The sequence below is a fragment of the Allobosea sp. P4_H5 genome (genome assembly GCF_056400825.1).
The window spans coordinates 25443-50870 of record NZ_JBFUKM010000004.1; the positions used below are offsets into that span (position 1 = coordinate 25443).

Sequence of the window (25428 nt, forward strand, 5' to 3'; positions counted from 1 at the left end):
GCCGAGCACGGCGCCCCGATCCCTCGCCCCGGGGTTTTCCATGCGACGTTTTCGCCTCCGCCTGCATGACTTGAGGATCCGAACCAAGATCGCCATTCCGATGCTCGTCATGGGCGCAATCGGCATCGGCTCGGCCGTCTATGGCGCGCTCGAATTCGGCAGGATCGAGAAGACCTATGGCGACCTGGTTTCGCAGCGTGCCGCCGCCATCCTCGATTCGGCCCGCGCCGCCAGCGGCATGACCGAGATCGTCGGCAATCTCTACCAGGCGATCGCCTATCCCGAGTTCATGAAGCAGAACACGACCAGCATCGAGAAGGTGAAGACCGCCTATGCGGCCTCGCTCCAGGCGCTGGTCGAGGCCAAGATCAGCTTCCCGCAGCGGGCCGAGAGCTTCGATGAACTGAGCCGCCGCCTGCAGGCCACCAAGTCCGATATCGACCAGATCATCGCCCAGGCCGCTCGCGACGAGGATCTGCCGGCGCTCTCGATCATGTCACAGCTCGACAAGACGATCAGCGAGATCGCCGGCGCTGCGGCCAAGGTCAACGACGAGATCAGGAAGGATACGGAAGCGACCTCGGACGTACTGGCCGCTGATGCACGCCGCGTCACCATGGTGGCGATCGGCCTCAGCATCGCCGGTACCTTGCTGGGGCTGATCGTCGGCGCGCTTCTGACCGGCGCGGCCATCACGCGTCCGCTGGAGCGGCTCAAGCTCCGCATGGGCCAGATCGCCCAGGGCGACTATGCCGCCGAGGTGGAGGGCCAGACCCGCAAGGACGAGGTCGGCGAGATGGCACGTGCCGTCCAGGTGTTCAGGGAGAATGGTCTCGCGGTCCAGCGTCTCGAAAGCGAGACCGAGGCCAGCCGCACCGCAACCGAGCGTCAGCGTCTCGCCGCCGAAGCCGAGCGCAGCGACGCTGCTGTCTTGCAGCAGCGTCTCGCAGCGGAGCAGGCCGTCGTGGTCAGGGCCCTGGCCGAAGGGCTGACCCGGTTGTCACAGGGCGATCTCGGCGCCCGCGTCGAGGAGGAGGTCGCGGCCGACTATGCCGCGCTGAAGCAGGACTTCAACAGCGCCGTCGGCCATCTCGCGCAGACGATCGCGACGATCCAGGCGACCTCGGTCGATGTCGGCAATGCTGCGCGCGAGATCAATTCGGGCGCCGACGATCTCTCGAAACGCACCGAGGAGCAGGCGTCCTCGCTCGAACAGACCGCCGCCACCACCGAGCAGCTCGCGGCCTCGGTCAAGGCCTCGGCGCAGGCTTCGCGACAGGCCGTTCAGCTCGCCAATGAGGCGACGGACGTCGCCGCGAATGGCGGGATCGTCGCCGGCCAGGCGGTCGATGCCATGGCGCGGATCGAACAGACCTCGCGCAAGATCTCCGACATCACCTCGGTGATCGACGAGATCGCCTTCCAGACCAATCTGCTCGCGCTGAACGCCGCGGTCGAAGCGGCCCGGGCCGGCGACGCCGGCAAGGGCTTCGCCGTCGTCGCCTCGGAGGTGCGCACGCTGGCGCAGCGTTCAGCCGACGCCGCCAAGGACATCAAGGGCCTGATCGGTGAATCGGGCGTCGAGGTCGAGCAGGGCGTCGGGCTGGTCCGGGCTGCCGGCGAGGCACTGAGCCAGATCGTCCAGGCCTCCAGGAAGGTCGCAGCCACAGTCTCCGACATTTCGGCCGCGGCGGCCGAACAGGCCAACGGCATCGACGAGATGAGCCAGACGGTCGCGCATATGGACGAGATGACCCAGCAGAATGCGGCACTCGCCGAAGAAAGCGCGGCCTCCGCGACCTCGCTCAGCGGTCAGATCGGACGGCTCAACGAGCTGGTCGCGAGCTTCCGCACTGGCGGCGGCCCCGCTCTGACCAATACGCAAGCCGCTGAGGATGCTTACGAGTGGGACGAGCGCCGGCGCGCCTGACGATAGCCGACATCACTGAAGTTGATCGACGGCGGCCCTGAGGCCGCCGTTCGTTTATTCTTCAGGCCTTGCGCTGGCCGCCGCCGAGCATGGTCTCGAAGATCGAGCGCAGCGCGTCCTGCTGGCTCGCCTGGACCTGGCGGCCGTGCTCGAACATCTGGTTGAGCGCATCGAGGCCGATCGAGCCGGGGCTAGCCTCGCCCGCTGACGGGGGAGCCTGTTCCGGCTCGGGTTCGGGCGCCGGACGGCGCGATTTCGGCGCCGGCTGGGGGCTGCTCTGCGGGGCCTGCTGCCCCTGCGCGCCGCCACCGAACATGCCGCCGAGGATCTGGCCGAAGATGTTGCCCATGTCGGCCGGCATGCCGGGCATTCCGCCGCCGAAGGGGCCGCCGCCTTGTGCCTGGCCGGCCTGGGGGCGCTGCCCGCCGAACAACCCGCCGAGGATCTGCTCCCAGGGATTGGCCGCATTCGGCTGCTGCGCCTGGGGCTGCATGCCCGGCATCTGGCCGCGCATCATCTCGGCGAACTGGCCGAGAATGCCGCCAAGCCCCTGATTGTTCACCGATTTGAACAGGCCGCCCATCAGGATCGAGGCGATCACCGGCAGCATCTGCTTCAGGATCGCCTGGCCGACGCCACTGGTCGCCGCCGCCTGCGCCGCGACAGCATTGGCGACCTCCTTGGAGCCGAAGAGCTGGCTCATCACGTCCTGGCCCATCGGCATTGCCCGGTCGGGAATGCCGTCGCCGTCGCTGTCATACATCTGGCCGAAGGGCGTCGCCGTCATCATCTGGGCGAGGTTGCCGAAGGCGTAGGGGTTCTGGGTCTGACGCTGCAGCCCCATCGAGAAGGCGGGCAGCAGCGCGTCGAGCGCCGCCTGCGTCTGCTGCATCGAGAGCCCGTATTGCCGCGCCAGGTTCTGCATGGCCTGGCCGTTCTGGGCCGACCGCATCATCTCGAACAGGTTCATCATGGCGCGCTCCCTGGCGGGACCAGCCCGCTCATCCACCGGGAAACGATAGCAGCCGGCTGCCATCAGGCAAGCGACGACCTTGCCGCGGCTTGCGCCGCGCCTTCGAGCCGGGCGATGCCGCGATAGGCGGCAACGAGCGCGACGATACCGAACAGCACCGCGCCCAGAGCCGCGCCGGCGAGCGCCCCCTTGGGGCCGGCATACTGCGCGCCCAGCCAGGCGAGCGGCACCGTGCCGAGCGTGGCCCGGCCCCAGCTGAACAGCGTCGAGTAGAATGGCATGCCGAGATTGTTGAAGGCGGCATTGGCGACGAAGAGCGCGCCGACGAAGAGCCACATCGGCCCGGCGATCAGGCAGAAGAAGGCGACGAGCTCGGCGGTCTCGCCGCCGGTGCCGAACAGCGCGCTGATCTGGTGGCGCAGCAGTGCCAGCAACACCGCCACCACCGCGACATAGGCCGCAGCGAAGCCGACCGCATCGGTCAGTGCCCGGCGCATCCGGTCATAGCGCTGCGCGCCCCAGTTCTGGGCCAGGATTGGCCCGATCGCTCCCGACAGCGCGAACAGCACGCCGAAGGCGACCGGCACCAGCCTGTCGATGATCGCGCTCGCCGCGATCACCTGGTCGCCGAAGCGGGCGATGATGCCGAAGAAACAGGCATTGGCGATCGGGTTGGCGAGATTGGTCAGGATCGCCGGTGCCGCGATCGCGAAGGTCGGCCTGACGTCGCGGCGGAGCGCCGCGAAACTCGGGCGCGCGATCATCTTGTGCACGCCGAGCACGCCCTGGAAGCCGATGACGAGGAAGACGAGGCGCGAGAGCACGGTCGCCCAGGCGGCGCCATCTGGACCGAGGCCAAGCCCGAAGATCAGCAGCGGGTCGAGCCCGGCGGTGACGATACCGCCGGCCAGGGTGACGTACATCGCCCGCTTGGCGTCGCCGACCGCGCGCAGGATGCCGGAGAGCCCCATGCCGAGTGCCATCAGCGCGTTCGAAGGCAGGGTGATCCACAGGAACGAGGTGGCAACGGCGAGCGATTCGCCGTGGGCGCCGAGCTTCGGCAGCAGCCAGGGCAACAGCGGCAGCATCAGCAGGCTGACGATGAGGCCGCAGATGGTCATGGCCGTCAGCGTCGAGCCGGCCATCCGGCGCGCGCCCTCGCGGTCGCCGGAGCCGAGTGCCCGCGCCGTCAGCGCGGCAACCGCGATCATCAGCCCGACATTGATGGAGACCATCAGGTAGAGCACGATCGTGGCGTAGCCGACGCCCGCCGTCGCCTCGGGCCGGCCGAGGCGCGAGACATAGAGCAGCGACAGGAAGTCGACGACGAAAATCGCGACCAGGCCGACCGAGGCGGTCGTGGTCATCACCGCGACATGGCGCAGCGTCGAGCCGCTGACGAAGACGGCCTGTTGAGGCTTTGCCGGTGCGTTCACTCGGCCGGCTCCCCGACCCCGCCGACCGCGACCTCGGCGCCGCCATCCTCGATGACGTCCTGCGTTTCCTTGGTGAGCGCCTTCGACTTGCTCTTCGGAGCGACGATAGGCTCGGGCGTGACGCGCGGCACCTTGTCGATCCCGGCGGCGATGCCCTCGCTGAACTGGATCTCCATGCGCTGCGCGTCGCGATCGCGTACATGCTCGATCACGAAGCCCGCCTCCTCATAGCTGAGGCCGAGCGCCTCCAGCGTCACGCGGCCGAAGCCGAGCGCCGATTCGAAGGTCTCGCGCATCTGGTAGTCGACATCGGCGCGCATCAGGTCCATCGCATGGACGCGGTCATAGGCGCGGGCATGGATGCGCGCCGCCGGGAACTCGACCTTGGCCATCTCGACGATGCGCAGCGCCGCCTGCCGATCGTCGATGCAGACGCAGATCACCTTGGCCTTCCCGGCGCCGGCTGCGCGCAGCACGTCGAGGCGCGTCCCGTCGCCATAGTAGATCTTGAAGCCGAACTTGTTGGCCGAGCGGATCCGCTCGATGTCGGAATCGATGATGGTGACGTCGAGATGCTGCAGCAGCAGCGCCTGCGTCACCACCTGGCCGAAGCGGCCGAAGCCGATCACCAGCACCGAGGGCGTTACCCCGTCGAAGGTCTCTTCGATCTCCTCGGCCGGCGGCGCGTGGGCGGCGAGCCAGATGTCGATCAGCTTGGCGGCGACCGGGCCGATCAGCATGCTGAGCGCGGCGATCGCCGTTGCGAGCGCGCCCTGCTTCTCGTCGAGCAGGCCGAGCGAGGCGCCGAGCGGCAGCAGCACGAAGGCGAATTCGCCGGCAGGGGAGAGCAGGGCGCCCGCGCGGATGGCTTCGCTGGTCGAGGAACAGGAGGCGCGCAAGATCGCCGCCGCCGCCGCGATCTTGAACAGCACCAGCAGCGGGGCCGCCAGCGCCAGCAGCAAGGCGTTCTCGGCGACCAGCCTCAGGTCGATCGACATGCCGACCGCCATGAAGAACAGGCCGAGCAGCACGCCGCGGAACGGCTCGACATCGGCTTCGAGCTCGTGCCGGAAATGCGAATCCGCCAGCAGCACGCCGGCGAGGAAGGCGCCCATCGCCATCGAGAGTCCGACCTGCTCCATCAGCAGCGCGGCGCCGAGCACGACCAGCAGCGCGGCCGCCGTCATCACCTCCTTGGCGCCGGTCTTGGCGAGTAGCCGGAAGAACGGGTTCAGCGCATAGCGGCCGGCGAGCACGACGACGGCGATGGCGAGCAGGGCAAGGCCGAGGCCCGTCAGCGCTTTGGTCGAGCCGCCGCCATGGGCGGCCTCGGTCGTCGCCAGCAGCGGCAGCAGCGCCAGCATCGGCGCGATCGAGATGTCCTGGAACAGCAGGATGGAGAAGGAGCGCCGGCCATAGGGTTCGGCGCCGTCGCCGCGCTCTTCGAGCAGTTGCAGTGCGATCGAGGTGGCGGAGAGAGCGAGCGCCAGCCCGACGGCCAGCGCACCGGCGGGGCTGAGTCCGAGCTTCCAGGCGACGGCGCCGATCACGGCCGCGCTCAGCAGCATCTGCGCGAAGCCGGCGCCGAGGATGTCCTTGCGCATCGAATAGAGCCGCGCCGGCTGCAATTCGAGCCCGACCAGGAAGAGCAGCAGCACGACGCCGATCTCGGCGGTGCTGCGGATCGCATCCGGGTCCTTGATCACGGCGAGCGCCGAGGGGCCGATGGCGATGCCAGCCGCGAGATAGCCTAGCACCGCCGACAGGCCGAAGCGGCGGAACAGCGGTACCGCCACCACCGCGCCCGCGCAGAAAGTCAGGATCGGCGGCAGATAGCTGGCATGCGAGGCGGCATCGGCCATGCAGGAACTCGTGCTGAAGCGAAGGGGGCCCGTGCGGAAGGCAGGTGGCCGGACGCGTGCAATGTAGGGCCTATCCGTGCATCCTGCGAGGGGCAGCCGCGCATGGCCTACGGCACTGCGTCGCCGCGCTTCCTTGACATCGCCGGCGCCAGACAGAAAAGAAGGCGCGATCCCTTCGGAACCAGCGCCCCAGTGACCGCCAAGCCGCCGCTCGACATCCTGCTCTGCGCCCCGCGCGGCTTCTGCGCCGGCGTGGTCAGGGCGATCGACGCCGTCGAGAAGGCGCTCGCCATGCACGGTGCGCCGGTCTACGTGCGCCACGAGATCGTGCACAACAAATACGTGGTCGAGTCGCTGAAGCGGAAGGGCGCGGTCTTTGTCGCCGAGCTCTCCGAGGTGCCCGATGCGACCCGGCCGGTGATCTTCTCGGCCCATGGCGTGCCGAAATCGGTGCCGGCGGAAGCTGAGGCGCGCCAGTTCTTCGCCATCGACGCGACCTGTCCGCTGGTCACCAAGGTGCATCGCGAGGCCGAGGTCCATCACAAGCGCGGCCGGCACATCCTGCTGGTCGGCCATGCCGGCCATCCCGAGGTGATCGGCACGATGGGGCAGTTGCCGGAAGGCGCGATCACGCTGATCGAGACGCTCGATGACGTCGCGCGGCTGACCCCACCCGAGGGCAAGGACCTCGCCTATGTCACGCAGACCACGCTCTCGGTCGACGACACCCGCGAGATCGTGCAGGGCCTGCAGGCGCGTTTCCCCGCGCTGATCGCCCCGCACAAGGAAGACATCTGCTACGCCACCACCAACCGCCAGGAGGCGGTGAAGCGCGTCGCGCCGCTGGTCGACGGGCTGATCGTGGTCGGCTCGCCCAATTCCTCGAACTCGCAGCGCCTGCGCGAGGTCGCCGAGCGGGCCGGCTGCCCGGTCTCGCGCCTCGTTCTGCGTACCAACGAGATCGACTGGTCGCTCTTCGGCGGGATCCGCCGCCTCGGCATCACCGCTGGCGCCAGCGCGCCCGAGGTGCTGGTCGAGGAGATCATCGATGCCTTCGCCGAGCGCTACGAGGTCACGGTCGAGACCGTCTCGACCGCCGATGAGAGCGTCTTCTTCCCGCTGCCGCGCGAATTGCGTGAGCCGACCCCGAACGCAGCAGAGTAAAGAGCGCGTGGCCGTCTATACCGAAGTGCCCGATGACGAGATGGCCGCCTTCGTGGCGCGCTACGGCATCGGCAACCTGCTTTCCGCCAAGGGCATCGCCGAGGGCGTCGAGAACTCGAACTACCTCGTCCACACGACGCAGGGCTTCTACATCCTCACCCTCTACGAGAAGCGGGTGAACCCGGCCGATCTGCCGTTCTTCATCGAGCTGATGCAGCATCTCGCCGGGCGTGGGCTGAATTGCCCGGTGCCGGTGCTCGACGCCTCGGGCCAGGCGCTGGGTGTGCTCGCCGGCCGTCCGGCGGCGATTGTCAGCTTCCTCGACGGGCTCTCGGTGCGCCGCCCCGGTGCCGGCCATTGCGGCGAGGTCGGGCGCGCGCTCGCGCTGCTGCACCGGGCCGGCGCGGATTTTTCGATGACACGCGTCAATGCGCTCTCGGTGCCGGGCTGGCGCCCGCTCGCCGAGCAGGCCGGGGCCGACGCCGACAAGGTCTCGCCCGGGCTGGCGCGGCGGGTCATGGCCGAGATCGCGGTGCATGAGGCGGGTTGGCCGAAGGATCTTCCGGGCGGCGTCATCCATGCCGATCTCTTCCCCAACAACGTCTTCTTCATCGGCGAGAAGCTGTCGGGCGTCATCGACTTCTATTTCGCCTGCACCGACGCCTACGCCTACGACCTCGCCATCTGCCTGAATTCCTGGTGCTTCGAGGCCGATTCCTCGTTCAACCTTACCAAGGGCCAGGCGATGCTGGCCGGCTATGAGAGCGTGCGCCCGCTCAATGAAGCCGAGGTCGCGGCCCTGCCGGCGCTCTGCCGCGGCTCGGCGCTGCGCTTCCTCCTGACCCGGCTGGTCGACTGGCTCAACGTGCCGCCGGGCGCGCTGGTCAAGCCGCATGATCCGCTCGAATACGACCGCAAGCTTGCCTTCCACCAGCGCGTCTCGGATGCACGCGAATATGGGCTGCGCCGATGACCGACCCCGTCGAGGTTTGGACTGACGGCGCCTGCTCGGGCAATCCGGGCCCCGGCGGCTGGGGCGCGATTCTGTCCTACAAGGGCAAGGAGCGCGAGCTCTCCGGCGGCGAGGCGCTGACCACGAACAACCGTATGGAGCTGATGGGCGCGATTTCCGCGCTGGAGACACTGACCCGGCCTTGCACCGTCGCGCTCCACACCGACAGCCAGTATCTGCGCCAGGGCATCACCAGCTGGATCCATGGCTGGAAGAAGAACGGCTGGAAGACCGCTGACCGGAAGCCGGTCAAGAACGAGGAGCTCTGGAAGCGCCTCGACGCTGCGCTCAAGCAGCACAAGATCGAGTGGAAATGGGTCAAAGGCCACGCCGGCGATGAGATGAACGAGCGCGCCGACGCGCTGGCGCGCGCCGGCATGGCGCCGTTCAAGCCGGGGCGGTGAGGGCGGGGACGGCGGCCACAGGGCCAAGAGGGTAGGATGCCTGACGACGAGAGGGCCGCTGAACCTAGCCTCGTAAAAGCAGTGTTCACATGGCAGGCCTATCCATGGCTTCTGTTGCTCGCTCTCCTGGCGATCAACGCAATTATCTATCCGAGCATATTTGGCTTCATGGGCAGGCTGTGGTGGTTCCTCGGCCCGCTGTTGACCATTCAAATTTGGGTACTTGGCGCCCTTCTTTTCATGCATAAACTCAAGGATGGCGACAAATATGCCGATGCTCTTATTCGAGGCAGGCGGCTTGGGATTCTAGGTTTATGTCTCCTCTATGCCATCAACTGTATAGACAGTTTATATCGAATTCTGATCTTGAATCAGTGGAAGTATTATAAGCGGTGGGAGCCACTGCAACCAGATCAGTCGATTTCGTTTGGCGTCGCCTACAATGTGCTGGGAGCGCTCATTTGCGGAGCGCTGGTGATTTGGGCTGTTCGTGAGTTCTGGCGAAGCCGTCGCACGAAGTGATGCAGAACCCGATCCTCCGCTAAGGGTCGGAAACGGGACCCTCAGACCGGTATCTCGTTCTCTCCAGCGCCGACGCGCCTCACTCTCAGCGCCAGCCGAGCCCCGGCGCGACCTGCTTCAGGATCGCCTCGATGACATGGGCGTTGTAGTCGACGCCGAGCTGGTTCGGCACCGTCAGCAGCAGCGTGTCCGCCTCGGCGATCGCCTCGTCCCGCTTCAGCTCATCGATCAGCTTGTCCGGCTCGGCCGCATAGCTGCGCCCGAAGATAGCGCGCGTGCTGTCGTCGATATAGCCGATCGAATCGTCGCTCTCATTGCCGCGGCCGAAATAGGCGCGGTCGCGGTCATCGACCAAGGCGAAGATGCTGCGGCTGACCGAGACGCGCGGCTCGCGCGTGTGACCGGCCTCTTTCCAGGCCTGCCTGAAGAGGCGGATCTGCTTGGCCTGCTGGATGTGGAAGGGCTCGCCGCTCTCGTCGGTCTTCAGCGTAGAACTCTGCAGGTTCATGCCGCGCTGCGCCGCCCAGACGGCCGTGGCGTCGGAGGAGGCGCCCCACCAGATGCGCTCGCGCAGCCCTTCCGAATAGGGCTCCAGTCGCAGTAGGCCGGGCGGATTGGGGAACATCGGGCGCGGATTGGGTTGCGCGAAGCCCTCGCCACGCAGGACGTCGAGGAAGACCTCGGCATGGCGGCGCGCCATGTCGGCATCGCTCTGCCCCTCCGCCGGCTGGTAGCCGAAATGGCGCCAGCCATCGATGACTTGCTCGGGCGAGCCGCGGCTGATGCCGAGCTGCAGCCGTCCGCCGGAGATCAGGTCTGCCGACCCCGCATCCTCGGCCATGTAGAGCGGGTTCTCGTAGCGCATGTCGATGACGGCGGTGCCGATCTCGATGCGCTTGGTCCGGGCGCCGACCGCGGCCAGCAGCGGGAAGGGCGAGCCGAGCTGGCGTGCGAAATGATGCACCCGGAAATAGGCGCCGTCCGCGCCCAGCTCCTCGGCGGCGACGGCAAGGTCCATTGACTGCAGCAGCGTATCGCCCGCCGAGCGGGTCTGGGATTGCGGCGAGGGGGTCCAGTGTCCGAAGGACAGGAAGCCGATCTTTTTCATCGCGTGACGCCTGTGAACCACCGAGTGCGCGGAACTGGTCCGCGACAGGAAAACGCCCGAGCGGCCATCACCGCCGGGCGTGCTTCGCCTCCATATAGGTAGGATTCGTCGGGTTGCCGCGGCGTCCGCGCACAGGCGCCAATGCCGCAATGCAATCCTGGTCGCAATCGCTGGGCAGTCCGCTGGCCTGCCCAGCGATGACGAAACCTCTTTGGTCAGAACTTCATCTCGACCCTGCCCTTGAGGGCGTGGTCTCTGGAGCGTTCGCCGATGGCGGCGGAGTAGGTCAGGCCGAGCGCGGTGGCCTGGGAGATGCGCCAATCGAGCCCGGCCTCGGCGGTGAGGGCGTCGCGGTCGATCCTGGCGGCGAAGACCGTGGCCAGTGTCGTTCCGGCGACGAAGGCGGTGCGCGCCTGCGGGGTCAGCTCGCCGAAGCCGTGACGCCAGCCGAGCATGGCCCGGGCGAACAGCGGCATCGCCCCGAGCTGCGCTTCGGCCCGCAGGCCGAGCGTGGTGAAGCCCAGCGTCTGGTCGCTGCCGAAGACCCGCAAGGCCGCCGCCCCGCCACGCTCGGTGCCGGCATCCGTGCTGACGCGGATCAAGGCGAGTTGCGCGAAGGGCTCGAGCGCAAAGCCCTGGAAGGCGAAGCCATAGCCGAGTTCGGCAAAGCCTTGCGTCACCGAACCCGGACGCTGCAGCCGCAGCAGGTCGCCGAAGCCGCGGATCTGAACCTGGCGGCGGATGTCGCTTTCCGACCAGCTATAGGCCGCGCCGGCATCGAAGCGCAGGCTGCCGAAGCGGGCGCCGGCATAGAGTGCGGCATGGCCGCTCTCGAGCTTGCCGGTCGAGAGCCTCGCATCGAGATCGAAGCGCGACTGGCTGTAGCCGCCGGCGACGCCGACTTTGAGCGACGAGCCCGGTGCATCGTAGAGCATCAAATCGGCGCCGAGCAGGGCGCCGCCGCTGCGGCGGCTCATGCTCGCGGCATTGCCGTCGCCATCGCTGTTGCCGGTGCTGCCGAAGGCGGTGCCCCAGAGCGCATAGCGCGGCTGCGGGATCGGAGCAGCCATCACGACCCCGCCCTTGCGGCCGGGCAGATCGGCAGTGAAGGCGCCTGCAACCTGACCGGGGGCTTGCGTCAGCAGCGGGCCGCGCAGATGGCCCAGAATGGTCTCGCGCACCAGCCGGCTCTCGTCGATCATCACGCTGACCGCCTGGGCATGCGCCTCGCCCGAGAGCAGGTCGAAGCCGGCGCGGGCCTGATCGGCCGTCGCCGAGATCAGCGCGTCATAGACCGGATTGCCGACCCCGAGCCGCTCCGCTGCGATCGCGATGAAGCCCTGGTTGCGGGTGACGGCGATGTAATTGCCGCCCGTGCTGCCGGAACTGCTGCCCCCTGAGCTGCCACCGTCGCCCGGTCCGAACGAGGTGTCGTTGCGGGTCATGGTCAGCGTCACGTTCGTGCCGCCATAGCTCAGTGACGGTGTCAGGAAGGCGAGGTTCGACGTGACGCTGCTGAAGGTTCCGCCGACCCCGCCCGAGGCGGTCAGGATGGTGTAGTTGGTCGAGGCCGCGTAGTTGCCGCTCTCGGCCAGCACCTGCACCGTGCCGCCGCTGATGGTCGCATTGCCCGAGGCGACGATCCTGTCGCTCTGGCCGGCGGCGTTGACCTCAACCTGATAGGTCGAGCCCGAGGCGAAGGCGACGTTGCCGGAGACAGTCAGCGTCCCGATCGAGTTGCCCGGCGCGACCGTCGCGCCGCTCGCAACCGCGAGCGCCCCGATCGTGCCGGAGCCGCCGAGCGTGCCGCCGCTCAAGCTCACCGAACCGCTGATCGAGCCGTTGACCACCAGCTTGCCGGACGAGACCGTCGTGCCGCCGGTATAGGTGTTCGTTCCCGACAGCGTCAGCGTGCCTGTGCCGGTCTTGTCGAGCGCGCCATTGCCGCTGATCGTGCCGGAGAAGGTCGTCGAGGCGTTGCTGCTGCCCGCCTTCAGCTTTGTGCCGGTGCTGATCTGGATCGTCCCCGCGCCGGCGATCGAGCCGGCGGTCACGGTGCCCAGCCCGTCGCTGATCTCGAGCCTCGCGCCGCTGGCGATGCTGTAGTCCGACGCGGCCGACAGCGCCGGCGCGGCGTTGATGAAAATCGCTCCGGCTTCGATCGTGGTCGCGCCGGAATAGGTGTTGCTGCCGGACAGGATCAGCGCGCCGGCACCCTGCTTGGTCAGGCCGCCCGTGCCGCTGATGGCGCCATTGAAGCTGATCGAATTGCTACGATTGAAGATGAGCTGGCCATTATTGACGATGTCACCAAGAATGGAGCCGCTCGTGCCGCCGTCGCCGATCTGGAGCGTGCCGCCGGAGATCGTCGTCCCGCCGGTATAGGTATTCGCATCCGTCAGCGTGACCATGCCGGCGCCGGTCTTGCGCAACCCGCCGGCGCCGCTGATCGCATTGGCGATGGTGACGTCGATGCCACCAGCCTGGTCGAGCGTCAGCGTGCCCGACACCAGCTGGATGCCGCCGAACAGCGAGGCGGTCCCTGCTTGCACGACGGTCAGCTTGCTGTCGCCGGACAGCGAGACGGAATAGGCCCGGCTACCATCGCCATTCAGGCCGCCCGCGATCCCGCCGCCATCCAGGACGATGGTGACGTTGTTGCCGGCGATGCCCGCGCCACCGGCGCCGTTGGCGCCGGGCACGAGGCCGGAACCACCAGCGCCGCCATTGCCGCCGGTGACGCCGTCATAGACGATGATCACGGCGCCGTCGGTTGCAAAGATGCCGGCACCACCGGCGCCGCCTGCGCCGCCGCCGCCATTGCTGCTGGTACCTCCCGTCCCGCCGGCGCCACCAATGGCGTTCTGAGAGACTGAGACCGTCGCGCCGCCCGTCACGAGCAGGCCATGCCCGCCGGCGCCGCCACTGCCACCGACGCTGCCGAAGCCAACGGCATTACCGCCGTTGCCACCGCGTCCGCCGCGAAGGTCGTTGACGGTGTCCAGTGTCGTTCCGGCACCGCCGGTCACTGCCAGGCCATGGCCGCCGCTGCCGCCGCCGCCAGGGCCGTTCTGACTGTCGCCACCATTGCCGCCGCTTCCACCGGTCGCGGTGAAGAAGAGCCCACCGAACGTGCCGGTGCCGGTGATCACGGCGCCCCAGCCGCCGGCGCCACCGCCGCCGCCGCCGGAGGCCACCACTCCGGAGCTGCCGCCATTGCCGCCATTGCCGCCGGTCGCTGCGGCGAGCGGTAGCCCTGAGCTGACGCTGCCATGGGCGCCGCCACCGCCGCCGCCGGAACCCGAACCGGGGAAAGCACTGCTCCCGCCATTGCCGCCGGCCCCGCCCGGCGCGGCTCCACCTGTGCCTGCCGAGCCGCCAGCGTAGCCACCGTCGCCGCCGGTCTGGCCGGCACCGCCACCGCCACCGCCACCGGAGGTGCCAATACTGCCCGGGCCGCCGGCGGCCGTCTCCGAGTCGCCAGCGCCGAGACCACCGCCACCGCCACCGGCGCCGCCTTCAGCCATGACGGCGCCTGTCGTGCCGAGCAGCCCGATACCGGCAAAGAGCAGGGTCAGGCCGACAAGAGCGGTCGACGCCTTGAACGATCTGCAGCACTTCGGCAGAGGCTCGTCGCGGAACGGGCGAGCACAGGCCGGCAGCGCCGCGGCATCCAACAGAAGCGACATGCGCTGCCGCCGGATGCGTGCAGCCATCGGAGCGAAGACGAACGTCACGGGAATCCCCAGCCCAATTCTATCCGCAGGCTAGGCGGCCTCGCGCGCGAGGCAATGAACAGCCGTTCACATCCGGCCAAATTGTTCAGCTGTGGCGGATTTGCCGTAGCGCGCGCGACGGAAACGAAGCCTTATCCTGGTCAAGGGCCGCACGGCCCGCCACTCAGCCCAGCGGCTGGCGGTAGACGATGAACCCGGATTTCTGCGCGACCTTGTCGTAGAGTTCCTGCGCCTGCAGGTTGCTCTCATGCGTTTGCCAGTAGACACGGAACAGGCCGTGCTTCTCCGCCATCTGCCGGACGGCCTCGATCAGCTTGCGGCCGACGCCGTGACCGCGCGCCTCCTCGCTGGTGAAGAGATCCTGCAGATAGCAGATCTCGTTCTGGCTCCAGGTCGTGCGGTGCAGCACATAGTTGACGATGCCGAGCGCCCGGCCGTCGCGCTCGGCGATGAAGCCGCCCATCGGCTCCTGGCCACCCGTCAATCGGGCGAAGGTCGTGTCCGTCGTCTCCGGCGTCAGCGACGATTTGTAGAAGGTGAGATAGCCCTGCCAGAGCGGCTCCCAGGCGGCGCGATCATCGGCCGTGAGCGGGCGGATGCTGATCTCTGACATGGCGTAGCGTCTCCTCGATTTTGTCGGGAGGCTAGCGGCGCTCGTCAGTGCTGTCTCATGACAAGCGCAGATCGGATCGATCGGATTTCGTGCTGGGATTCGTTCGGCGTCATGCTCGGGCTTGACCCGAGCATCTCTTGCCGGATGAGGCTCCAACCGGAGCCTACTTGTCAGGAGATTCTCGGGTCTGCGCTACGCTTCGCCCGAGAATGACGGCGTGCCGAGGTTCGGCTCAGAGCTGGTTCAGCATCGCCTCGGCGCCGGAGACGTCGGCCTTGCCCGGCGCGTCCTCGACATTGAGCGCGGTGACCACGCCATCCTCGACGACCATCGAATAGCGCTGCGAGCGGGTGCCGAGGCCAAAGCCCGAGCCGTCCATCGACAGGCCGATCTCCTTGACGAAATCGGCATTGCCGTCGGAGAGGAAGGTGATCACGCCGGCGCCGCCGGTCGCCTTCGACCAGGCGTCCATGACGAAGACGTCGTTGACGCCGGTGACGAAGATCTCCTCGACGCCCTTGGCTTTGATCTCAGCGGCCTTGTTCACATAGCCCGGCAGATGGTTCTTGTGGCAGGTCGGCGTGAAGGCGCCCGGCACGGCGAAGAGCACGATCTTGCGGCCCTTGAACAGGTCGTCCGTGGTCTTGGCTGCCGGCCCGTCGGCCGTCATCACGCGAAACGTCGCCTGCGGAAGCTTGTCACCGACCTTGATCGCCATCGCCATGTCTCCGGTTCGCGGCGTCGCGCCGCTTCGAGCGCAGGGTTACGGCTTCGCGCTGCCGATGTCGAGTTCGAGCCGCGTCTCGACCGATTGTGGTTTTCCGCGCACGGTGATGATCAGGGGGGTGGGGCCGGTTGTCCCCTTGGGACGTTCGACGATCTTCAGCTTTGCCGCGACGGTGCCGTCCGGCTGCGGCATCAGCATCGGCCGGCCGAAGGACCACATCCCGGCGCCTTCGACGAAGACATCGTCGACTGAGCCGCCGTCGGGGGCCTTCAGCAGCAGCTTCACCGCGGCGTCGCTGTGCGTGACTTCCAGGATCGACAGGCGGTCATCCGTCGCGCCCAGCTTGACCGCGTGCGGAATCCGGGCCTCGAACTGCTCCAGCCGTGGCGAGGTCACCGAGGTGACGCCCGGTTCCAGCCAGAGCCGTGCCTCACCCTTGGCGGGAACGCAGATCTTGTCGCAGACCGCGTAGTCGAGCTTCAGCACCACGGTTACCGGCCGGGTCGGATCGATCGGCTGCACCGAGACCGGCACCACCACCTCGCCGACATAGCCGATGCCTGAGCCGGCGCCGTCGTCGAAGCGCTCCGGGGTCGGCCAGCGCACGTCGAGCCCGCCGACATTCTCCGAACCGCTCCAGTCGAAGACCGGCGGTACGCCGGCATCGCCGGGGCTGCGCCAATAGGTCTTGAAGCCTGGCGACATCGTGATCTCGACGCCGACGCGCTGCTTGCCCGAAGGCGCAGTCGCGCCCGCGATCAGGCGCATCGACGAGTACGCGGCTTTCGACCACGGCGAAACCGCGGCGTCCTGGGCGGAAGCCGGGGTGCCGAGCGCCAGCGCGGCAAGGAAGGAGAGGGTCGTGACCGTTTTCACGTGGTCTGATTTAGGCGATCGAGCCGCGTTTTGCGAGGCCGATACCGGCGCTGTGATCCGGGATCGATATTGCAGCCAAGAATGGCCAGCTTTGCGCCAGCATTGCGGCGAGGGCGGACCGGCATCCCGGAGAGCCATCCGGCTAAGCCCGAATATCCTGGCTCGCGCGCGTGCCAAAAATGTTCCCACACCGACCGAACATGTCTTAGCATGGCGCCATGAATCTCGGATCGAACCAGCGCGTCAGCGGACGCAGCTATCTCGACGGGCAGTGCCTGATCGCCATGCCGGGCATGAGCGACCAGCGCTTCGCCCGCAGCGTCGTCTATCTCTGTGCCCATTCCGAGGACGGTGCGATGGGCATCATCGTCAACAAGCCGGCCGCCGACACGCGCTTTCCCGAACTGCTCGTCCAGCTCGACGTCATCCCATCCGACCAGGCGATCCGCCTGCCGAGCCAGGCCGAGAGGATGAGGGTCTTGCGCGGTGGCCCGATGGAGACCAAGCGCGGCTTCGTCCTGCACAGCGCCGATTTCTTCCTGGAAGCGGCGACGTTGCCGATCGACGACGGCATCTGCCTGACCGCGACGCTCGACATATTGCGCGCCATCGCCGTTGGGACCGGGCCGGAGAATGCGGTGCTGGCGCTCGGCTATGCCGGCTGGGGGGCGGGGCAGCTCGAATCCGAGATCCAGTCCAATGGCTGGCTGCATTGCGCCGCCGACGAGGCGCTGCTCTTCGACGACGCGCTCGACACCAAATATACGCGGGCGCTCAGCAAGCTCGGCATCGATCAGGCCTTCCTGTCGAAGGACGCCGGGCACGCCTGAGGCGAGTTCGAAGCGACTGGTCTTTTCAAAACCACGATAACTGCGCGGTAAAATTGGTTGCCGGTAAGCAGTCTGTCGCGCGTAGTCTGCCCAAACCTAGGCCCGATCCTACTGGCCGGACCTCTCGTCCAAAGTAGGACCAGTTGTAAGGCTTTGGCTCGCCGCTGCCGAAGACCCAAAGAACCCCGTGGAATTGGATCGCGCTTCTCTGGCCGCCCTTGCCCCACATTCGGATAGGTGAAAAATCCAGCAGGTTTTGGGGGATGCGGTAGTGCATCGCCCCGTCGCTGACCGTCACGCAATATGGTCGCCCTGCTGCCCTGCGGTGTGCTGCGTCAGCGACGAAGTGGGAAGCCCATGCTGCGAGTGGCATGGAAAGCGCCAACCCCAGTGCCCATCCCACTAGGAAGGATTTGGGCAGCAGCTCGGGCTTGGCTCTCGCAAGCAGAGCTGAAGCCGCAATCGCGCTCGCTAAAACGACCGTATGCGCGAGCAACGACGGTAGCTCGCCGCTTATCAGGCGGCCGAGCAGAACGAGACTGATTGGTGCCGACAGGACGCCGCCGATGAAGCGCAGATCGGCCGCACGCAACTCGTCGTTCGTCACGCCGCCTCGAAGGACGAGCTCGACGCTCCCACCAGCCGCCTTGCCTCCGCCGCCGTCATCGGCTGGCCGAAGGTGTAGCCCTGCGCGTACTGGCAGCCGAGCTGGTAGAGCTCGATCGCATCCGATTCGGTCTCGGCGCCCTCGGCGACCACGTCCATCTGCAGGTCGGCGGCGAGCTGCACGATCGAGCGCAGGATCACCGGCGGCTTGCCGTTGCCCATCTGGCGCACGAAGCTCTGGTCGATCTTGATGGTGTCGAAGGGGAAGCGCTGCAGATAGGACAGCGAGGAATACCCCGTTCCGAAATCGTCGAGCGACAGGCCGGCGCCGAGGTCGCGAATGCGGCTGAGCATCTGCGCGGCATATTCCGGGTTCTCCATCACCAGGCTTTCGGTGATCTCGAGCTTCAGCGTACCCGGCAGCACCCGCCGGCGCGCCAGCACGGCCTTGACGTCCTTCAGCAGGTCGTGGCGCAGCAGCTGCCGGCTGGAGACGTTGACGCTGGCGAAGATCGGCGGCTCGACCTCGAGCGCGGCCTGCCAGGCGGCGAGTTCGCGCGCGGTCCGGTCCATCACATAGACGCCGAGATCGACGATCAGCCCGCTTTCCTCGGCGATCGCGAGGAAGTCCTGCGGCAAGAGCCGGCCCTCGCGCGGATGGTCCCAGCGCATCAGCGCCTCGAAGCCGGCGATGGTCCGGTCCTCCAGCCTGACGATCGGCTGGTACATCACCTGGATCTCGCCGCGCTCGATCGCCCGGCGCAGGTCGCTTTCGAGCGCGAGCCGGTCGTTGCGGTCGCTGCGCATCGCCAGAACGAAGACCTCGACGAGGTTGCCGCCCTGGTTCTTGGCATGCGCCATGGCGAGCTCGGCGTTCTTCAGCGCGTCGTCCTTGCGTGCGGTCGGCGTGCCGTCGAACAGGGTGAGGCCGATCGAGGGCGTCAATACGATCTCGCGCTCGGCGAAGGTGATCGGCGTCGAGACGGCGCGGCGGATCAGCTCGGCCAGGGCGAGGATGCGTTCGGGATCGCTCTCCGAGACGATGATCATCGCGAAGATGTCGCCGCCGATGCGGGCAAGCGTGTCCTGCGTCCGCAGCAGCCGGCCGAGGCGGCGCGCCAGCGTCAGCAGGATCGAATCGCCGGCCGAGAAGCCGACCGATTCGTTGACCTGCTTGAAGCGGTCGATGTCGATGACGATCACGGTCGGGCGGATGGCGTCATCGGCGCGGCTGAAGCCGAACACGGCGGTGAGCCGGTCCTGGAACAGCTCGCGATTGGGCAGGCCGGTCAGGTTGTCGTGCACGGCGTCGTGCAGCATGCGCTCCTGGGCGGTGCGCTGCTCGGTGACGTCGGCGAGCGTGCCGATGACGCGGATGACCTCGCCATCCGAGCCGATCACCGGCCGGGCCTTCAGGCTGAACCAGTGATAGGCGCCGTTGGCGGCGCGCAGGCGGAAATCGAGCTGCAGCTTGCCGCGGCGCTGCTCGATCACCGCGTCGAGCGAGACGCGGTAGCGATCGCGGTCGGCGACATGCATGTGCTCGAGCCAGCGCGCGGCCGAGCCTTCGAGCGCGCCCTTGGACAGGCCAAGCAGGATCTCGGCCTGCGGCGAGACGAAGATCTTGTCGGCCGAGACGTCCCAGTCGAAGACGAGGTCGCCCGAGCCTGACAGGGCGAGCGCGCGCCGCTCGGTGTCGGAGACCAGCCCCTGCGCCAGCGCGCCGCCGGCGAAGGCGTGCTGCACCACGGTGAAGCCGATCAGCAGCACGATCAGCACCAGGCCGCCGATCAGGGCGGGCGGTACGAGGTCGCGGGTGACCTGTCCGATCACGGTGAAGCTGGCCGCGGTCACCCAGACCAGCAGCAGGAACCAGGTCGGGATCAGCATCACCGCCCGTTCATAGCCATGGGTGGCGAGGTGCAGGATCAGCACGAAGCCGATCGTCGCGACCGCCGCGATCGAGATGCGGGCGATGCCGGCCGCCATCGGCGCATCGAACACCGCAAGGCCGACCAGCCCGGCGAGGCCGAGGATCCAGACGATAGTGATATGGCTGTAGCGCACATGCCAGCGCGACAGGTTGAGATAGGCGAAGAGGAAGACGACCAGCGTCGCCGCCAGGACCACCTCGGCGCCGGCGCGGTAGATTCGCTCGATTGCCGGCGTCAGCGGAAAGATGCGCTGGAAGAAGCCGAAATCCAGGCCCGCATAGGCCAGAACCGCCCAGGCCAGCGCCGCTGCGGCGGGGAAGATCACCGCGCCCTTGACCACGAAGATGATGGTCAGGAACAGCGCGAGCAGGCCGGCGATGCCGATGATGATGCCCTTGTAGAGCGTCAGCCCGTTGGTCTTCTGGCGATAGGCCTCCGGCTCGAACAGATAGAGCTGCGGCAGGTTCGGCGACTTCAGCTCGGCGACGAAGGTGACGGTGGTGCCGGGGTCGAGCGTGATCTGGAAGATGTCGGCGTCGGGCGCTTCCTCGCGCTCGGGCCGCAGGCCCTGGCTCGCGGTGATCGCCTCGATGCGGCGGTCGCCCAGATCGGGCCAGACCACGCCCGAGCCGATCAGGCGATGGAAGGGCGCGACCAGCAGCCGGTCGATCTGCTCGTCGGAATCATTGGTCAGCGCGAACACGATCCAGTCTGGCCGTGCTCCGGATTCGCGCGCCCGGACGGCGATGCGCCGGACGATGCCGTCGGCACCCGGCGCGGTCGAGATCTGGATAACGTCGCCATCGGCTTTGTTGCGCTCGACCACGTCGGTGAGGTCGAGCACGGGCACGTCGAGCGGCACGCGCTGTGCCTCGACCGCCAGTGCCGGTCGCAGCAGCGAAAGCAGCGCCAGCATCAGGAGGCCGAGGACGGCAATGCCGGACCGGAGGAAACGTGGTTTCGCTGACAAGATGGGCTCTGCGGGAAACTCTTCAGGCGTGACGGTCAGTGGTATCGGCGCGACGTGGCGAGGGCAAGGCAATGCCGGCCTGTTCACAGCTTGCGATCGGTTTCAGCAGGGCGGCGCAGCTCGGAGGCAAGCATGCCGTAGAGCAGGTGATCGGCCCAGGCGCCGTTGATGCGCAGATAGCCGCGCGCCTCGCCCTCGCGGGTGAAGCCGACGCGCTCTAGCAACCGGCGCGAGGGCTCGTTATGCGGCAGGCAGGCGGCTTCGACGCGGTGCAAAGCGAGTTCGGAGAAGGCGAAGTCGAGCGCGCCGCGCACCGCTTCGGTCATATGGCCCTTGCCGGCATGGCGCTGGCCCATCCAGTAGCCGAGCGTGCAGGCCTGGGCGACACCGCGCCTGACGAGGCCCAGCGTCAGCCCGCCGAGCACTGCCTCCGAGCGTGCGTCGAGGATGAACAGGGAATAGGCTTCGTCGGTCGCAATCTCGCGGGCCGCGCGCTTCACCCGCAGGCGGAACGAGGCGCGGGACAGATCGTCTTCGGTCCAGACCGGCTCCCAGGGGGTGAGGAAGTCGCGGCTCTCCATCCGCAGATTCGCCCAGGCCGAGTAGTCGCCGGCGAGCGGGGCGCGCAGGATCAGGTTCTGCGTCCTGATCAGCGGCCGCGCCGGCGGGTCGGTGGCGAAGCGGAAGAGGGCCATCGTCGTCAGGCGGCTCGTGCCAGCAGCGCGCGCAAGGCCGTCGCCGGGGCAAGACCGTCGAGCGGGCCGACGGCAGCGACCGTGACCACGCCGTCGAGCAGGCCCTGACCGGCCGCCCGCACATCGGCGAGGCTGACCGCGTCGAGCCGGCGCGCCAGCTCCTCGCGCGGGATCGCCCGGCCGAAGACCAGCACCTGTCGCGCCATCTGCTCGAGCTTGCCGCCAGGGCTTTCGAGCGAGGCCAGCAGGCCGACTTTCATCTGTGCCCGGGCCCGGGCGACCTCGGCCTCGCTGACGTCGCGAGCGGCTTGGGCGAGGCAGTCGAGCGCGACCTCGACCAGCTCGCCGACATCCTCCGGCGCGGTGCCGGCGCTGATGCCGAAGACGCCGCAATCGGAGAAGGGCCAGTGGAACGCGTCGACCGCATAGGCGAGGCCGCGGCGCTCGCGCACCTCCTGGAACAGGCGCGATGACAGACCGCCACCGAGCACGGCCGAGAAGATCTGCAGCGGATAGTGGACGCCGTTGGTGAACGGCTTGCCGGGGAAGCCGAGGACGATATGGACCTGTTCCTCGTCGCCATCGATGCGGGCTTCGCCACCTTGATAGGCTGCCGGCGTGCGTGGCGCGGGCGCGGCAGCGGGCCGTGCCGGCAGCGCTGCGAGCGCCTGTTCCGCCAGGGCGACCAGCTCGTCATGGTCGACCGCACCGGCTGCGGCCAGCACCATGTTGCCGGCATGGTAGTGCCGGTCGAGATAGGCGCGGATCGCGTCGGGCGTGAAGCCCTTCACCGTCTCCGCCGTGCCGAGGATCGGCCGGCCGAGCGGCTGCTCCGGGAAGGCAGCCTGCAGGAAGCGGTCATAAACAAGATCGTCCGGCGTATCCTGCACGGCGCCGATCTCCTGCAGGATCACGCCCTTCTCGCGCGCCAGCTCCTCCTCGGTGAGCGAGGGTTGGGTCAGGATGTCGGCGAGGATGTCGATCGCCAGCGGCAGGTCCTGGCCGAGCACGCGGGCGGTGTAGCAGGTGTATTCGACCGACGTCGCGGCGTTGAGGTCGCCGCCGACGCTCTCGATCTCCTCGGCGATCTGCAAGGCGGTGCGCCGGGCCGTGCCCTTGAAGGCCATGTGCTCGAGCAGATGGGCAAGGCCGTGCTCATGCGGCAGCTCGTCCCGTGCGCCGGCGCCGATCCAGATGCCGAGCGAGACGGTCGAGGCGTGGGCCATGCGCTCGGAGACGATGCGCAGGCCCGATGGCAGCGTCGTCAGGCTGACGGCCGGGTCGTGGCCAGCTTCGCCTGGTTTCACGGGCTTCTCGATCTTGGCCTTGAGCGTCTTGGCTACCGTCATGCCGCGGCACTCCGGACGGCCCGTGCCCGCTCGGCGATGAACCGCTCGAGCTTGCTTTGGTCGTTAGGCAGCAGGCTGAAGCGCTCCTTGCGCTCCATCAGGTCGGCGAGATGGGCGGGCAGCGCGGGTGTCACGCCGCTCGCCGCCGCGACGGCCGCCGGGAACTTGGCCGGGTGGGCGGTGCCGAGCGCGACGACCGGCGTGGCCGGATCGACTTCGAGCAGCTTGCGGGCGGCGGCGACGCCGATGGCGCTGTGCGGGTCGAGCAGATAGCCGGCCTCGCGCCATGTCGTGCCGATCTCGGCCGCGATCGCGGCCTCGTCCTGCGAGACCGCATCGAAATCGGCGCGGATATGGGCGAGCGGCTCTGCTGCGATCTCGAAGCGGCCGGACTGTGCCAGCGACTGCATCAGCCGGCGCACCGCGGCGCCGTCGCGGCCATGCGCCTCGAACAGCAGCCGCTCGAAATTCGAGGAGATCTGGATGTCCATCGAGGGCGAGGTCGTCGCCGCGACGCCGCGCATCTCGTAGACGCCGGTTTCGAGCGTGCGCGCCAGGATGTCGTTGCTGTTGGTGCCGACCATCAGCCGGCCGATCGGCAGCCCCATCTGCTTGGCGATCCAGCCGGCGAGGATATCGCCGAAATTGCCGGTCGGCACCGCGAAGGAGACCGGCCGGTGCGGAGCGCCGAGCGCGACCGCCGCGGTGAAGTAGTAGACGACCTGAGCTGCGATCCTTGCCCAGTTGATCGAATTGACGCCGGAGAGGCGCAATTCGTCGCGGAAGGCGTGGTGGTTGAACAGCGCCTTCACCAGGTTCTGGCAGTCGTCGAAGGTGCCTTCGACCGCAATGGCGTGGACGTTGGCGGCTTCCACCGTGGTCATCTGCCGGCGCTGCACGTCGGAGACGCGGCCTTCCGGATAGAGGATGAAGACGTCGACGCGTTCCAGCCCCTTGAAGGCGTCGATGGCGGCGCCGCCGGTATCACCCGAAGTTGCGCCGACGATGGTAGCGCGTTCGCCCCGCTGGGTCAGCACATGATCCATCAGCCGCCCGAGCAGCTGCATCGCCACATCCTTGAAGGCGAGCGTCGGGCCGTGGAAGAGCTCGAGCGAAAACAGGTTGTCGCCGAGCTGGACCAGCGGGCAGACGGCCGGATGGCGGAACGTGCCATAGGCCTCGCCGATCATGGCCTTCAGCGCATCGGCGGCGATGTCGCCATCGGCGAGTGCGCCGAGGACGCGCTCGGCGACGTCGGCATAGGGTTTGCCGGCGAAGCCGGCGATCTCCTGCGCGCTGAAACGCGGCAAGGATTGCGGCAGATAGAGGCCGCCGTCACGGGCAAGTCCAGCGAGCAGCGCGTCGGCGAAGGAGAGCGACGGCGCTTCGCCGCGGGTCGAAATATGCAGCACGGTTCTTGATCTCGGATGGCGTGCTGATCCTATAGGCCTGTTGGCAAAAGAGGGCAAAGCCCGGCTGCGCAACGCGGCCTTGTCTTGCCGGTTTCCCGGAGGTCCAAGGTCCGGTTGGAGGGTTTCAGCTCTCCGGATCGGGCCTCCTCAGCGCCTGCCAGGCATAGGCTGCGAACACGCCGATCAGCGTCGCTGCAAGGCCGAACCAGGTCAGGGCGTATTGCAGGTGGTTGTCGGGGATGCGGGCGATCAGCTCGTTTGCATCGACGCCGGCCGGTGGTGTCAGCCCGTCGCCTTGACGTTCGGCTTCAAGATAGAAGGACGGGCTTGCCCCGATGTTCAGAGCCGCGGCGATTCCCGCCGGATCGCGCGTGTAGAATTCGCGCTGCTGCGGCAGGTCGGCCGGGGTGAAGCTGTTGCGGCCTTCCGGCGCGCGCAGGAAGCCCGTGACCGTCGCCTGGCCGCTGGCGGGGGCGATCGTCGCGAAGCGGCTTTCCGGCACGAAGCCGCGATTGACCAGGATCGTTGCACCGTCGTCCAGCCGGAAGCCCTGGAACACCCAGCGGCCGAAGCCGGAAAGCTGGCGCGAGCCGGGCGGGCCGGCGGCGATGGTGGTGCGCACGCCGGCGATCGGGCCGTCAACGAAAGTCCCCTTGGCTGCGACGCGCAGCAGGTCGAGCTTGGCCGGATCGAGCGTCGCCCAGCTCGTCGAGGCCGGCAGGGGCGCTGGCGCAGCCGCAGCCTGCGTGCGCAGCTTGTCGAGAAAAAAGCCCTTCTCGGTCCAGCGCTGCAATTGCCAGACGCCGAGCGTGAGCAGGACCATGACGCCCGCGACCATCATGATGCCGGGCAGCAGCAGCTTCGGCCTGGGCGTGGGGGACACCGACTCGCTCACTTCTTCAACCTGCCTTCCTCGGCCTTGTGGGCATATTGCAAGGCGACTGCGAGCCCCTTCATCGGCCTGAGCAGCCCGAGGCAGGTGATGAGCGCCAGCGGCAGCCAGAGCAGGAGATGCAGCCAGATCGGCGGGGTGTAGGCGATCTCGACATAGAGCGCGAGGCCGAGCACGAAGAAGCCGGCGATCAGCATGATGAACACCGCCGGCCCGTCAGCCGAATCGGCGAAGGCGAAGTCCAGCCCGCAGGCGGCGCAGCGCGGCTTCAGCTTGAGATAGCCGTCGAACAGCTTGCCCTCGCCGCAGCGCGGGCAGCGGCCGGTCAGGCCCGTCGAATAGGGCGAGGGCGGGGTGATCTGCGGCTGCGCCATGG

At 67.9% G+C, this 25428-nt stretch carries 21 protein-coding genes; 6 read left to right on the forward strand and 15 right to left on the reverse strand.

Going from position 1 to position 25428, the window contains the following annotated elements:
* Positions 1 to 109: 109 nt before the first annotated feature.
* Positions 110 to 1930 (forward strand): methyl-accepting chemotaxis protein, encoded by a 1821-nt coding sequence (locus tag AC1DS0_RS09155; RefSeq protein WP_476814059.1) that lies wholly within the window; start codon positions 110 to 112, stop codon positions 1928 to 1930.
* 61 nt (positions 1931 to 1991) lie between these two features.
* Here the strand turns inward: AC1DS0_RS09155 and AC1DS0_RS09160 are convergent, their stop codons facing one another.
* The 3 genes from AC1DS0_RS09160 to AC1DS0_RS09170 all read right to left on the reverse strand — a co-directional run bounded on the left by AC1DS0_RS09160 (position 1992) and on the right by AC1DS0_RS09170 (position 6201).
* Positions 1992 to 2903 carry a DUF937 domain-containing protein gene (locus AC1DS0_RS09160; RefSeq protein WP_476814060.1) on the reverse strand — a complete coding sequence of 304 codons (912 nt, stop codon included), beginning with the start codon at positions 2901 to 2903 and terminating at the stop codon, positions 1992 to 1994.
* A gap of 62 nt (positions 2904 to 2965) precedes the next feature.
* Entirely contained in the window at positions 2966 to 4339 is a 1374-nt protein-coding gene (locus tag AC1DS0_RS09165; protein WP_476814061.1) for an MATE family efflux transporter, read from the reverse strand.
* Positions 4336 to 6201, reverse strand: a complete 1866-nt coding sequence (locus AC1DS0_RS09170; protein WP_476814062.1) for a monovalent cation:proton antiporter-2 (CPA2) family protein — start codon at positions 6199 to 6201, stop codon at positions 4336 to 4338. Before AC1DS0_RS09170 ends, AC1DS0_RS09165 begins: the two co-directional genes overlap by 4 nt.
* Positions 6202 to 6393: 192 nt before the next feature.
* On the opposite strand from AC1DS0_RS09170, the gene ispH reads away from it, so the two are divergent.
* From ispH to AC1DS0_RS09190, 4 genes are read left to right on the forward strand one after another with little or no spacing between them, the layout of a single operon-like run.
* Positions 6394 to 7365: a 4-hydroxy-3-methylbut-2-enyl diphosphate reductase gene (gene ispH / locus AC1DS0_RS09175; protein ID WP_476814063.1), complete on the forward strand. Its 972-nt coding sequence runs from the start codon at positions 6394 to 6396 to the stop codon at positions 7363 to 7365.
* A 7-nt stretch (positions 7366 to 7372) separates the two neighbouring features.
* Positions 7373 to 8338, forward strand: coding sequence for a homoserine kinase (locus AC1DS0_RS09180; protein ID WP_476814064.1), 966 nt, complete (start codon positions 7373 to 7375; stop codon positions 8336 to 8338).
* Positions 8335 to 8781, forward strand: coding sequence for a ribonuclease HI (gene rnhA / locus AC1DS0_RS09185; RefSeq protein ID WP_152016869.1), 447 nt, complete (start codon positions 8335 to 8337; stop codon positions 8779 to 8781). The genes AC1DS0_RS09180 and rnhA overlap by 4 nt, the downstream gene beginning before the upstream one ends.
* A gap of 36 nt (positions 8782 to 8817) precedes the next feature.
* Positions 8818 to 9303 carry a hypothetical protein gene (locus AC1DS0_RS09190; protein WP_476814065.1) on the forward strand — a complete coding sequence of 162 codons (486 nt, stop codon included), beginning with the start codon at positions 8818 to 8820 and terminating at the stop codon, positions 9301 to 9303.
* A gap of 85 nt (positions 9304 to 9388) precedes the next feature.
* On the opposite strand, the gene AC1DS0_RS09195 is transcribed toward AC1DS0_RS09190, so the two are convergent.
* From AC1DS0_RS09195 to AC1DS0_RS09215, 5 genes are all read right to left on the reverse strand, one after another.
* Positions 9389 to 10411, reverse strand: coding sequence for an LLM class flavin-dependent oxidoreductase (locus AC1DS0_RS09195; protein WP_476814066.1), 1023 nt, complete (start codon positions 10409 to 10411; stop codon positions 9389 to 9391).
* 215 nt (positions 10412 to 10626) lie between these two features.
* Positions 10627 to 14100, reverse strand: coding sequence for an autotransporter outer membrane beta-barrel domain-containing protein (locus AC1DS0_RS09200; protein ID WP_476814067.1), 3474 nt, complete (start codon positions 14098 to 14100; stop codon positions 10627 to 10629).
* 211 nt (positions 14101 to 14311) lie between these two features.
* The gene (locus tag AC1DS0_RS09205) at positions 14312 to 14761 is read right to left on the reverse strand and encodes an N-acetyltransferase family protein (RefSeq protein ID WP_476814068.1); all 450 of its coding nucleotides are present in this window, start codon (positions 14759 to 14761) and stop codon (positions 14312 to 14314) included.
* 232 nt (positions 14762 to 14993) lie between these two features.
* Complete coding sequence (locus AC1DS0_RS09210) at positions 14994 to 15479, reverse strand: redoxin family protein (protein WP_476814069.1); 486 nt, start codon at positions 15477 to 15479, stop codon at positions 14994 to 14996.
* A 45-nt stretch (positions 15480 to 15524) separates the two neighbouring features.
* On the reverse strand, positions 15525 to 16364 hold the full coding sequence (locus tag AC1DS0_RS09215) for a protein-disulfide reductase DsbD domain-containing protein (protein ID WP_476814070.1): 840 nt from the start codon (positions 16362 to 16364) through the stop codon (positions 15525 to 15527).
* A 218-nt stretch (positions 16365 to 16582) separates the two neighbouring features.
* Here AC1DS0_RS09215 and AC1DS0_RS09220 point away from each other — a divergent pair, with 218 nt between their 5' ends.
* Entirely contained in the window at positions 16583 to 17194 is a 612-nt protein-coding gene (locus AC1DS0_RS09220; protein ID WP_476814071.1) for a YqgE/AlgH family protein, read from the forward strand.
* Positions 17195 to 17219: 25 nt separating this feature from the next.
* Here the strand turns inward: AC1DS0_RS09220 and AC1DS0_RS09225 are convergent, their stop codons facing one another.
* From AC1DS0_RS09225 to AC1DS0_RS09255, 7 genes are all read right to left on the reverse strand, one after another.
* Positions 17220 to 17801 (reverse strand): hypothetical protein, encoded by a 582-nt coding sequence (locus AC1DS0_RS09225; RefSeq protein ID WP_476814072.1) that lies wholly within the window; start codon positions 17799 to 17801, stop codon positions 17220 to 17222.
* The gene (locus AC1DS0_RS09230) at positions 17798 to 20650 is read right to left on the reverse strand and encodes an EAL domain-containing protein (RefSeq protein ID WP_476814435.1); all 2853 of its coding nucleotides are present in this window, start codon (positions 20648 to 20650) and stop codon (positions 17798 to 17800) included. The genes AC1DS0_RS09225 and AC1DS0_RS09230 overlap by 4 nt, the downstream gene beginning before the upstream one ends.
* A gap of 137 nt (positions 20651 to 20787) precedes the next feature.
* The gene (locus tag AC1DS0_RS09235) at positions 20788 to 21399 is read right to left on the reverse strand and encodes a GNAT family N-acetyltransferase (RefSeq protein ID WP_152016876.1); all 612 of its coding nucleotides are present in this window, start codon (positions 21397 to 21399) and stop codon (positions 20788 to 20790) included.
* 5 nt (positions 21400 to 21404) lie between these two features.
* The gene (locus AC1DS0_RS09240) at positions 21405 to 22748 is read right to left on the reverse strand and encodes a M16 family metallopeptidase (protein ID WP_476814073.1); all 1344 of its coding nucleotides are present in this window, start codon (positions 22746 to 22748) and stop codon (positions 21405 to 21407) included.
* Positions 22745 to 24160, reverse strand: coding sequence for a threonine synthase (thrC, locus tag AC1DS0_RS09245; protein ID WP_476814074.1), 1416 nt, complete (start codon positions 24158 to 24160; stop codon positions 22745 to 22747). The genes AC1DS0_RS09240 and thrC overlap by 4 nt, the downstream gene beginning before the upstream one ends.
* Before the next feature lie 124 nt (positions 24161 to 24284).
* A complete protein-coding gene (locus AC1DS0_RS09250) occupies positions 24285 to 25043 on the reverse strand; it encodes an SURF1 family protein (RefSeq protein ID WP_476814075.1) in 759 nt (252 codons plus the stop codon).
* Between the two features lie 8 nt (positions 25044 to 25051).
* Positions 25052 to 25426 (reverse strand): DUF983 domain-containing protein, encoded by a 375-nt coding sequence (locus AC1DS0_RS09255; protein ID WP_326873222.1) that lies wholly within the window; start codon positions 25424 to 25426, stop codon positions 25052 to 25054.
* Positions 25427 to 25428: the final 2 nt, after the last annotated feature.